Source organism: Actinomadura sp. 7K507 (assembly GCF_004348425.1).
Taxonomy (GTDB): domain Bacteria; phylum Actinomycetota; class Actinomycetes; order Streptosporangiales; family Streptosporangiaceae; genus Spirillospora.
Genome location: NZ_SMKK01000064.1, coordinates 31,040 through 41,767, shown reverse-complemented (window position 1 = coordinate 41,767; position 10,728 = coordinate 31,040). Strand labels below are relative to the sequence as shown.

Sequence of the window (10,728 nt, the reverse complement as noted above, 5' to 3'; positions counted from 1 at the left end):
GCCCTGGGCGCCGGCGGTGCCGCCCTTCCCGTCGTCGAGCAGCGGCAGGAGGAGCACCACCACGGCGGCCGCCACCAGCGCGGTGGTGCCGGCGTAGCCGGCGATCCGGAACAGGACCGACCGGGTCCGGCGCACCGGTCTCCTGGACTTCATCTCCGCCTTCTCCCCGGTCGCGTGTGAGCGACGAGGCTACCAATTCAGGGGTGCGCCCACTCACCCGTCGGCGCGGCCGGGGGCGGGGGCGGCGAGCAGCCGGGTCAGGGACCCGAGGTCGCGGGCGGCCGCCGCCGGCTCGCCCAGCGGCGCCACGACATGGCTGACCGTCAGCCGCACCAGCGACTCCACCAGCAGGTCCTTCACTCCGGCGGGCACGGCGGGCCAGGTCGAGTCCGCGTAGCCGCGCAGGGCCGCGATCACCTCGGTGAGGACCGGTTCCTGACCCCGGGTGGCCAGCGCGATCAGCTCGTCGTCCGGGTACCGCGAGGCACCGAGGATGCTTCGCAGCAGCGTCCGGCGCCGCCCCTCGTCGATGACGAAACCCACCGCGGCCTCCACCGCCGCGGGGAGGTCGTCGAGGTGCCGGTCCATGCGCTCCTGCACTCCGCCCACCAGAAGGCCGATCTCGCGTTCGACGAGGGCGCGGCCGAGCCCGACCTTGGAGCCGAACTCGTTGTAGGCGGTCTGGCGGCTGGCCCCGGCGAGCCGGGCGACCTGCGCGAGGCGCAGCGACTCCCAGTCGCCGTCCTCCACGAGGGCGTAGGCGGCGTCGAGGAGCCGCTCACGCGGGGCACCCGGTTGACGGTTCCCGCGGTTTCGCCCATCACGCGACACGGCATCGCCCCGGAAGTTGTGCCCGGCGGGACAAGAGAACCCCGGGACACCTGCCGGATAGTGCCCCAGGTGAAGATCATACGTATTTCACCAAGCCTGCGCGGCGCGTCCGCCGCGGTGGCGGTGCCGGCCGCGGTCGCCCTGGCGGTCACCGCGGGACCCGCGCCCGCCGCGTCCGCCGACACCGCATGGACGGTGCAGCCGGCTCCCTTCACCATCGGCACAAGCCGGCTGCTGGGAGTCTCGGCGACCGGCCCCGACTCGGTGTGGGCCGGCGGCTACCAGTGGCACAGCAGCATCACGCTCGTCTGCGCGGGGAGCGGGCCGTGCATCGTCAGGCAGCACCAGAACCCGACCCTGCAGCGCTGGACCGGCGGCGGCTGGTCCTGGACGAGCACGCCAGGCCTGGCCGGGGACGGGCAGATCCGGTTCGTGGACGCGACGTCGGCGACCGGAGCCTGGGCGGCGGGCTCGCGGGACGTGCCCGCCGGCACCGTCGAGGGAATGCCGTACCTGGCCCGCGCCACCGCAGGGACTTGGAGCGAGGTCGCGGCTCCGTCCACCCTCCGGGCCGTCGAGGCTCTCGATGCCGACGAGGCGGGCGCGTGGGTCTCGGGCCTGCCGGCCGCGGCGGGCGACCCGTCGGTCTACCGGCACGAGTCCGGTGCGTGGATCCCCCACACGCTGGGGGCGACCATCCAGGGCATCGAGCAGCGGACTCCGGACGACGTCTGGGCCGTGGGCAGGACGAATGACGGCGGGCACGCCTACGCCGCGCGCTACGACGGCACCACCTGGCACACCATGACCCCACCGCAGGTGGAGGGCAAGAGGGGCCGTCTCGTCTCCGTCCTGCCCCTGGCCGCCGACGATGTGTGGATCACCGGCTACGCCGATGGGGACGGCGGCCGCAAGCACGCCTCCTACCACTGGAACGGGTCCACCTGGCGAGAGGACGTTCTCCCGCAGTGCGCCGCCTTCGGGGACGGCATGCACTACGGGCAGGGCCCCAACTCCGCCAACGCCTCCTACTCCGCCAGCGGCCTCGTCGACGACGGCGCGGGCGGACTCTGGGCCGTGCCCTCGATGCCCGGCCTGCAAGGCACCCCCCGCGTCCTCCGCTACACGAGCGGCTCCTGGCGGGTGGAGGAGCCCGTGCCGGACGTGAAGGGCGCGATCCAGGGGCTCACCCGCATCCCCGGTACGAGCACCGTGCGGGCTGTGGGCTTCCGGGACTACTCGAAGCCGCTCGTCCTGTCCACGGACTGAACGGGACCGGGCCGGGCCCTGCCCCGAGGGGGCGGGCACGGCCCGGCTCGGGTCCCGGTCAGATCTGGATGCGGGCCTCGACCGCCTTGGCGATCTCCTCGACCGCTTCGGCGATCGGGACCCCGTTGCGCTGCTCGCCGCTGCGGTACCGGAACGACACGGCGTCCTTGTCCACGTCGTCGTCGCCCGCCAGCAGCATGTACGGGATCTTCTGCTTCTGCGCGTTGCGGATCTTCTTCTGCATCCGGTCGGCGGAGGTGTCGATCTCCACCCGGACGCCGCGCTCGCGCAGCTTCTCCGCGACCTTGTCCAGGTGCGGGACGTGGGCGTCGGCGATGGGGATGCCGACGGCCTGCACCGGCGCCAGCCACGGCGGCATCGCGCCCGCGTAGTGCTCCAGCAGCACGCCGAAGAACCGCTCGATCGACCCGAACAGCGCCCGGTGGATCATGACGGGCTGCTGCCGGGTGCCGTCCGCCGCCTGGTACTCCAGGCCGAACCGCTTCGGCTGGTTGAAGTCGACCTGGATGGTGGACAGCTGCCAGGTCCGGCCGATGGCGTCCTTGGCCTGCACGGAGATCTTCGGCCCGTAGAACGCCGCGCCGCCCGGGTCGGCGACGAGGTCGAGCCCGGAGTCGTCGGCGGCCTTGCGCAGCGCCTCGGTCGCCTCCTCCCAGTCGGCGGCGTCCCCGATGAACTTGGGCGAGTCGTCGCGGGTGGACAGCTCCAGGTAGAACTCGTCGAGGCCGTAGTCGCGCAGCAGGTCGAGGACGAAGGTGAGCAGGTCCTTCAGCTCGCCGCCCATCTGCTCCTTGGTGCAGTAGATGTGCGCGTCGTCCTGGGTCATGCCGCGGACGCGGGTGAGCCCGTGCACGACGCCCGACTTCTCGAACCGGTACACCGAGCCGAACTCGAACAGCCGCAGCGGCAGCTCGCGGTAGGAACGCCCGCGCGCCTTGAAGATCAGGTTGTGCATGGGGCAGTTCATCGGCTTGAGGTAGTACTCGCCGCCGTCGACCTCCATCGGCGGGAACATGTCGTCCTTGTACCAGCCGAGGTGCCCGGAGACGTCGAACAGGTCGCCCTTGGTGATGTGCGGGGTGTTGACGAACTCGTAGCCGCCCTCCTCGTGCCGCCTGCGCGAGTAGTCCTCCATCACGCGGCGGACGACGCCGCCCTTCGGGTGGAAGACGGCGAGGCCGCTGCCGATCTCGGCGGGGAAGGAGAACAGGTCGAGTTCCGCGCCGAGCCTGCGGTGGTCGCGCTTCTCGGCCTCCTCCAGGAACCTCAGGTACTCGTCCTGCCGGTCCCTGGACTCCCACGCGGTGCCGTAGATCCGCTGGAGCTGCGGGTTCTTCTCGCTGCCCCGCCAGTAGGCGCCGCCGGACCGCATCAGCTTGAACGCGGGGATGACGCGGGTGGACGGCAGGTGCGGGCCGCGGCACAGGTCCTTCCAGCGCAGGTCGCCGGACTTGGCGTCGAGGTTGTCGTAGATGGTCAGCTCGCCGGCGCCCACCTCGACGTCCGCGCCGTCGGCGGCGTCCCCGACGGCCCCCTCGGACGGGCCCGCGCCCTTGAGGCCGATCAGCTCCAGCTTGTAGGGCTCGGCGGCCAGCTCGTCGCGTGCCTCGTCGTCGGAGACGGCGCGCCGGGAGAACCGCTGCCCCTGCTTGACGATCTCGCGCATCCGCTTCTCGATGCGCTTGAGGTCGTCGGGGGTGAACGGCTCGGCGACGTCGAAGTCGTAGTAGAAGCCGTTCTCCACCGGCGGGCCGATGCCCAGCTTCGCTTCCGGGAACAGCTCCTGGACGGCCTGCGCCATCACGTGCGCGGCGGAGTGCCGCATGATCGCCCGGCCGTCGCCGGAGCCGATCTCGACGGGTTCGACGGCGTCCCCGTCGCGCAGCTCGCCGGCGAGGTCGCGCAGCTCGCCGTTCACCCTGGCGGCGATCACGGTGCGGCCGTCGGCGTCCAGTGCCTGGCCCGCGGTGGTGCCGGCCGGCACCGCCCGCTCGCTCCCGTCGAGGGTGATGCGCAGCTCAGACACGGTGGACACGGGTACTCCTCGCGGTATCGGGTCAGGACGTGGTGGCTCGGGGCCAGCGGGTTCCGATGCTATCGACTCGGGGTGTGCCCCGGACGCATCCGGTTCCATCGGCCGCTCCTCTCGTCGTGGAGGGCGCGGGACGACCCCGGAGGCGCGGCCCGGAAACGCGGCAGGGCCCCGGGATCGCTCCCGGGGCCCTGCCGCGTGCAATGTCAGGACATGCCGCAGTCGCGCCGGGATCGACCCGGCGTCGTCGTCTCGGACACATGCGGCATGCCCCCATGGTATCCGGCGGGCACGAGCGCCGCACGGATTATCCGCGGGCCTGTTCGCCGGAGTGTTCGCGGACCTGTTCGCGGGCCTGTTCGGGGTCCTGTTCGCGGGCCTACGCGCGGGCTCTCGGCGACGCGAGCTCGTCCATGTCCTCCAGCTCGCGTCCCTTGGTCTCGGGGACGGCGCGGACGACGAACACGAGCGCCAGGACGGCGAACAGCGCGTAGAGGCCGTAGGCGGCGCCGAGGGAGACGCCCGAGATGGCGGGGAACGTGGTGGTGATCACGAAGTTGGCGATCCACTGCGTGGCGGCGCCGACGGCGAGGGCGGCGGCGCGGATGAAGTTGTTGAACATCTCGCCGAGCAGCACCCAGACGACCGGTCCCCACGTCGCGGCGAACGAGGCGACGAACGTGTTGGCGGCCACAAGCGCGAGCGGCCCGGCCACGTCGCCGAGGGCGGGCTCACCGTCCACCACGGGGGCCGTGCCGAAGCAGACGGCGAGCACGGTGAGGGACACCGCCATGCCCACGGCGCCGCCGAGCAGCAGCCGGCGCCGCCCGATCCGGTCGATGAGCGCGATCGCGACCAGCGTGAACACGACGTTGACCAGCGAGTTGATCACCGAGGTGAGCATCGCGTCGCCCTCGGAGAACCCGACCGACTGCCACAGCGAGGTCGAGTAGTAGAAGATCACGTTGATGCCGACGAACTGCTGGAACACCGACAGCAGGATGCCGACCCACACGATCGGCAGCAGGCCGAGCCTGGGACCGCGCAGGTCGCTGAGCCTGACCGGCCGGTCCTCCGCGAGCGAGCGCGCGATGTCGTCGATCTTCGCGTCCACCTCGGCGGGGTCCATGACGCGCTTGAGCACCCGCCGAGCCTCGGACGTCCGGCGCTTCTTCATCAGGTAGCGGGGCGACTCGGGAATCATCAGGGCGATCACCCCGTACAGGACGGCGGGCACGAGCTCGCTGGCGAACATCCACCGCCAGGCGGTGCCGCCCAGCGGGAACTCCCCGGACGCGCCGCCGTCGGACACGCGGGCGATGAAGTAGTCCGCGACGAGTGCGGTGAAGATGCCGAGGACGATCGCCATCTGCTGGAGCGAGCCGAGCCGGCCCCGCATCCTGGCGGGCGCTATCTCGGCGATGTAGGCGGGCGCGATCACCGAGGCCGCGCCGATGGCCAGGCCACCGGTCAGCCGCCAGACGATCAGGTCGACCGGGCCGAAGGCCAGCGCCGAGCCGAGCCCGCTGAGCACGAACAGCACCGACACGATCAGCATCACCCGCACCCGGCCGATGCGGTCCCCCAGCGGGCCCGCGAACCAGGCGCCGGCGGCGCAGCCGAGCAGCGCCGACGACACGACGAACCCGACGACGAAGGAGCCGAGGTCCCACTCCGACTCGATCGCGTCGACCGCCCCGTTGATCACCGAGGAGTCGAAGCCGAACAGGAATCCGCCGACCGCGGCGGCGGTCGCGAGGAGGAAGGCGATGACCGCCGGGTTGGCGGGCCCGTCCTCCCGCTTGCCGCCTGGGGACCGCGCGTCGCCGCCGGGTGAGCTCATGGAGCCCGATCTTCCCGTGGGGAGGAACCTTATGCGGGCGCGCCGCGTCGCCTTTGCCTCCGGTCAGTCACGTATCGCGATTCCGATGACGTGCGGTGAGGCCGGGTTGCCGCCCGATGCGGGGAACTCGAAACGCCGCTCGTCCCGCACGGTGAAACCCGAGCGGGCGATCCACTCGTCGGTGGGGCGGGACACGTGGCATCCTGCGGCGAAGAACGGCCACACGACGTCGGCGTAGCGCTGGAACCGCACCTTTCCCGGTGTGCGCCCGCGGACGTGCTCGTAGTAGCGGAGCTCGCCGCCGGGTCTGAGGACCCGCCTCAGCTCGGCCAGGACGCGGACGGGGTCGCGCACCGAGCACAGCACGAGGGACGCCACGGCCACGTCGAACGAGGCGTCGTCGAGATCGAGGTCCTCGGCGACGCCGGGCCGTACCGTGACGGGGACGGGCGCGCGGCCGGCCAGCCGGCCGGCCTTGGCCCGCAGCCGCGGCTCGGGTTCGACGGCGACGACCTCGGTGACCTCCGGCGGGTAGTGCGCGAAGTTGGCCCCGTATCCGGCGCCCACCTCCAGGACGCGGCCGGACGCCCCGGTGAGCAACTCGGCGCGGTGCGCGTCGCCGCCGGCCTTGGCGGAGGCGGCGTCCAGCCGCGGGTAGAACCGGGCGAAGATCGGATGGTTCAGGTCGGTCATCCCCGCAGTGTCCGCCGCCCCGGGCGATCACCGCAAGATCGCGATCACCGCGCCGGTGGTACGGGCCGGTGGTGCGGGCCGGTGGTGCGGGCCGGTGATACGGGCCGGTGATACGGGCCGGTGGTGTGTGAGGGCCTTGCGCAGGGGTGATACCAAGGGTGCGGATCACTTCTCCCCCGCCGGGGGCACGCCTGCCGAGCCTGCGGCGTCCTAGGCTTCCGGTGAAATGAACGAAACAGACCGCATCGGGGCCGGCGTCCGGCCCCGGCTCCTCGCCGGCGTCCGCTCCGCCCTCATGCCCGGCGGCGACGACCGGGCCGTCACCCTGCTGCCCGAGCGCAAGTCGCTGCGCCTGCCGATCCTCGCGGTCCTGCTCGCGCTGACGATCGGCTTCACGGGCGGGGCGATCGCGACCCCGATCGTGGTGGACGGCGTCCGTCCCGGGCTCGCCTGGCCGCTCGGCGTGCTGCAGGCGACACCGCTGATCTTCGCGGCGCGCTGGCCGCTGGCCGCGTGGCGGCTCGCCGCGACCGGCATGCTCCTGATGGTCTTCGTCCGGCAGGGCGACGGCTTCATGCCCTGGCCGGTCACCGGCATCCTCGCCCTGGTCGTCATCCTGTTCTTCACCGGGGTCGGCGCCGACCGGCAGACCACCCTCGGCGTCGGCGCGGTCACCATCGCCGGGGTGCTGACGCCCGCCGTGGTGCTCGGCATGCCCGGCTGGTTCGGCATGATCCTCGCCGGGATCGCGGCGCTGGTGCTGACCTTCGGCGACGCGGTCGGCGGGCGGCACTCGGCCGTGGAGGAGCTGCGCTGGCGCGAGGAGCAGCACCGGCAGGACCTCGCCCGGCAGGCGGTGCTGGAGGAGCGCGCCCGCATCGCCCGCGAGCTGCACGACGTGGTGGCGCACCACATGTCGGTGATCGCGATGCAGGCGGAGGCCGCCCCCTTCAAGATCCCGGACCTGCCGGACGCGGCGCGGCAGACGTTCGGGGTGGTGCGGGACTCGGCGCGCGAGGCCCTCACCGAGACGCGGCGCGTGGTGGGGCTGCTGCGCTCCGACGACGACGACGCCGAACGCGCCCCGCAGCCGGGCCTGGACCGGCTGGACGAGCTCGTCGGCGCGGCCCGCGGCGCCGGGCTGTCGGTCGCGGTCGTCGTCGCCGGGATGCCGCGCCCGCTGAACGCGGGGGTCGACCTGTCGGCGTACCGGATCGTCCAGGAGTCGCTCAGCAACGCGTCGCGGTACGCGCCGGGCTCGCAGGTCAACATCGAGGTCAAGTACGGCTCCGAGACTCTGGGGGTGTCGGTCTCCGACGACGGCGCCCGCAGCACGCCGGAGGAGTCGCACGGCGGCGGGCACGGGCTCGTCGGGATGCGGGAGCGCGTGACGATGCTCGGCGGCCGCCTGAACACCGGCCCGCGGGAGGACGCCGGCTGGTCGGTCGCCGCCGAGCTGCCCTACGGCGACCCGGACTGATCCTCCGGCCCCGTAAGGTTGGCCTGTGACGATTCGGGTGCTGATCGCCGACGACCAGGTCATGATCCGCGACGGGCTCGCGGCGCTGCTGTCCTCCGATCCGGGGATCGAGGTGATCGGGCAGGCGGGCAACGGCCGCGAGGCGGTGGAGATGGCCGGCCGGCTCGACCCCGACGTGATCGTGATGGACATCCGGATGCCGGAGATGGACGGCCTCGCCGCCACCGCCGAGCTGATCGGCGACCCGGCCCCGGACGCCGACCCGGCCGGGATACGTCCCAAGGTGCTCGTCCTGACCACGTTCGACCTGGACGAGTACGTCTACGAGGCGCTCGGCGCGGGGGCCAGCGGGTTCCTGCTGAAGGACGCGTCGGCGGCGGACCTGGTGAACGGCGTGCGGGTCGTGGCGGCGGGCGACGCGCTGCTCGCCCCGTCCATCACCCGGCGGCTGATCGGCGACTTCGCGCGGCGGCGGCGCCACCAGCGGCCGAGCCCGAAGGCGACCGCGGGCCTGACGCCGCGCGAGCTGGACGTGCTGCGGCTCATCGCGCGCGGGCTGTCCAACGCCGAGATCGCCGCGGAGCTGGTGCTGGCGGAGCAGACGGTCAAGACGCACGTCGGGCACGTGCTGACCAAGCTCGCCCTGCGCGACCGCACCCAGGCCGTCGTCTTCGCCTACGAGAACGGGCTCGTCGGCTAGCGGGAGGGGGCGTCGGCTAGCGGGAGGGGTCGAGGACGAGCTTGCCGGTGGTGCGGCGGGCGCGCAGGTCCTCGTGGGCGCGCCTGGCGTCGGTGAGCGCGTACTCGCCGCCGCCGACCACACGGAGCCGGCCGTCCGCGACGAGGCCGAACAGCTCGCCGAGGGCCCCGCGCATCACGTCGCCGGGGAGCTGGAAGACGTGCGCCAGCCACATGCCCGCGATCGTGGTGGAGTGCGCCATCAGGGTGGCGGGGCGGACGGGCGAGGGCTCCTGCCGCGACGCCATGCCGTAGAAGGCGAGCCGCCCGAACGGGGCGAGGGCGCGCAGGCTCTGGTCGGTGACCGTGCCTCCCGTCATCTCCAGGACGGTGTCCACTCGCTTGCCGCCGTTGGCGTCGATCAGCGCGCCCTTGAGGTCGGGCTCGCCCGCGTCGATCGCGGCGTCGGCGCCGAGTTCGAGGGCGAGGTCGCGCTTGTCCGGCGACGAGGCGGTCGCGATGACGCGCCCGGCGCCCCAGGCCTTGGCGAGCTGGACGGCGAGGGTCCCGACGCCGCCCGCGGCGGCGTGCACGACGACGGACTCGCCGGGCGCGAGATGGACGCTGCGGCGCAGCAGCAGCCACGCCGACGCGCCCTGGATGACCATGCCGAGGGCGGTGACGTCGTCGATGCCGTCCGGGACGTCCCACGCCAGGGCCTCGGACGCGACGGCTTTCTCCGCGTAGCCGCCGGTGCCGACGAGGGCGACGACGCGGCGGCCGTCCGCGGTGGTACCGACGACCTCGCCGCCCGGCACCACCGGCAGCGTGGTCTCCGACAGGTAGCTGTTCTCGGCCTGGTGGGTGTCGGCGTAGTTGACCCCCGCCCGCGAGACGTCGACGACCAGGTGCCCCGGCCCGGCCACCGGGTCGGGCAGTTCGGTGGCGTTCAGCACCTCGGGCCCGCCGAACTCGGTGATCTGGATCGCTCGCATGACTCTCCTGTCGGGTCTGGGGCCTGCCGTGCCCGTACGGGCGGCCGGTGTGCGGGTGTTCAGCGTGCGGGTGTTCAGCGTGCGGGTGTTCAGCGGGGGCCGGGGACGCCGCGGAACTTGAACGGCTCGGACGGGCGGCCCGGCACCACGTACCAGGCCTCCCCGGCGCCGTCAGCGCCGAGGATGCGCATGAACGCCTCGACGACGTCGTCCACCGGCAGGATCGGGAAGCCGCTTTCCTGGAGTTGCCCCTTCATCGGGGTGAGGATGTCGGTGTCGGCGAACGAGGGGCACAGCGCGTTCACCCGGATCCCCTCCCCCGCCAGCGTCGGGCCCAGCGCGCGGACGAGCCCGACCACGGCCGCCTTGTTCGCGCCGTAGACGGGGTCGAACGGCGTCGCGGTCAGCGCGGCCATGCTGGCGGTGGCGACGATGTCGCCGCCGCCGCGGGCGCGGATCGCGGGCAGCGCGGCGTGCACGCCGAAGAAGACGCCGTCGAGGTTGATGCCGATGGCCCGCCGGTAGGCGGCCAGGTCGAAGTCGTCGCCCACGCCGCCGCCACCGGCGACGCCGGCGTTGAGGAACGCGACGTCGAGCCCGCCGAAACGCTCGACGGCGGCCGCGACGGCGGCCTCGCTCTCGGCCGGCTCCCGCACGTCGCAGCGGACGAAGGCGCCGTCCAGCTCCTTGGCGAGCGCGGTACCGGCTTCCGTGTCGACGTCGGCGAGGACGACCCGGGCGCCCTCACGGGCCAGCCGGCGCGCGACCGCGGCCCCGATGCCGTTCGACCCGCCCGTGATCAGCGCGACCTTGCCGGTGCCGTCGAAGCCGGTGCCGTCGAACGCTGCCATGGGGGCTCCCTCCCGAAGTAACTGACTCGTCAGTT

9 protein-coding genes are annotated in these 10,728 nt (G+C 73.0%); 3 read left to right on the top strand and 6 right to left on the bottom strand.

The genetic code is table 11. The features are described from left to right. Positions 1-213: 213 nt before the first annotated feature. Positions 214-831, bottom strand: coding sequence for a TetR family transcriptional regulator (locus E1285_RS16710; RefSeq protein WP_165966643.1), 618 nt, complete (start codon positions 829-831; stop codon positions 214-216). 69 nt (positions 832-900) lie between these two features. Between E1285_RS16710 and E1285_RS16705 the strand changes: the two genes are divergently transcribed. Further along, positions 901-2,100: a hypothetical protein gene (locus E1285_RS16705; RefSeq protein WP_132152977.1), complete on the top strand. Its 1,200-nt coding sequence runs from the start codon at positions 901-903 to the stop codon at positions 2,098-2,100. A gap of 58 nt (positions 2,101-2,158) precedes the next feature. Here E1285_RS16705 and thrS read toward each other — a convergent pair whose 3' ends face one another. The 3 genes from thrS to E1285_RS16685 all read right to left on the bottom strand — a co-directional run bounded on the left by thrS (position 2,159) and on the right by E1285_RS16685 (position 6,689). Further along, positions 2,159-4,156 carry a threonine--tRNA ligase gene (gene thrS / locus E1285_RS16700; protein WP_132152975.1) on the bottom strand — a complete coding sequence of 666 codons (1,998 nt, stop codon included), beginning with the start codon at positions 4,154-4,156 and terminating at the stop codon, positions 2,159-2,161. Positions 4,157-4,532: 376 nt separating this feature from the next. Further along, on the bottom strand, positions 4,533-5,996 hold the full coding sequence (locus tag E1285_RS16690) for a sugar porter family MFS transporter (RefSeq protein WP_132152973.1): 1,464 nt from the start codon (positions 5,994-5,996) through the stop codon (positions 4,533-4,535). A gap of 63 nt (positions 5,997-6,059) precedes the next feature. Then, positions 6,060-6,689 (bottom strand): class I SAM-dependent methyltransferase, encoded by a 630-nt coding sequence (locus E1285_RS16685; protein WP_132152971.1) that lies wholly within the window; start codon positions 6,687-6,689, stop codon positions 6,060-6,062. Between the two features lie 226 nt (positions 6,690-6,915). Between E1285_RS16685 and E1285_RS16680 the strand changes: the two genes are divergently transcribed. Beyond that, on the top strand, positions 6,916-8,169 hold the full coding sequence (locus tag E1285_RS16680; RefSeq protein ID WP_243722833.1) for a sensor histidine kinase: 1,254 nt from the start codon (positions 6,916-6,918) through the stop codon (positions 8,167-8,169). Between the two features lie 25 nt (positions 8,170-8,194). After that, positions 8,195-8,869: a response regulator transcription factor gene (locus E1285_RS16675; protein ID WP_132152969.1), complete on the top strand. Its 675-nt coding sequence runs from the start codon at positions 8,195-8,197 to the stop codon at positions 8,867-8,869. Positions 8,870-8,885: 16 nt separating this feature from the next. Here the strand turns inward: E1285_RS16675 and E1285_RS16670 are convergent, their stop codons facing one another. Together E1285_RS16670 and E1285_RS16665 are read right to left on the bottom strand one after the other, a co-directional pair. Next, a complete protein-coding gene (locus E1285_RS16670; protein ID WP_132152967.1) occupies positions 8,886-9,842 on the bottom strand; it encodes an NADPH:quinone oxidoreductase family protein in 957 nt (318 codons plus the stop codon). Positions 9,843-9,931: 89 nt separating this feature from the next. After that, positions 9,932-10,693 carry an SDR family NAD(P)-dependent oxidoreductase gene (locus tag E1285_RS16665; RefSeq protein ID WP_132152965.1) on the bottom strand — a complete coding sequence of 254 codons (762 nt, stop codon included), beginning with the start codon at positions 10,691-10,693 and terminating at the stop codon, positions 9,932-9,934. Positions 10,694-10,728 lie beyond the last annotated feature (35 nt).

Coding starts and splice junctions, on each gene's coding strand:
- E1285_RS16690 (WP_132152973.1), bottom strand. CDS start 5,996: ATGAGCTCACCCGGCGGCGACGCGCGGTCCCCAGGCGGCAAGCGGGAG.
- E1285_RS16685 (WP_132152971.1), bottom strand. CDS start 6,689: ATGACCGACCTGAACCATCCGATCTTCGCCCGGTTCTACCCGCGGCTG.
- E1285_RS16680 (WP_243722833.1), top strand. CDS start 6,916: ATGAACGAAACAGACCGCATCGGGGCCGGCGTCCGGCCCCGGCTCCTC.
- E1285_RS16670 (WP_132152967.1), bottom strand. CDS start 9,842: ATGCGAGCGATCCAGATCACCGAGTTCGGCGGGCCCGAGGTGCTGAAC.
- E1285_RS16665 (WP_132152965.1), bottom strand. CDS start 10,693: ATGGCAGCGTTCGACGGCACCGGCTTCGACGGCACCGGCAAGGTCGCG.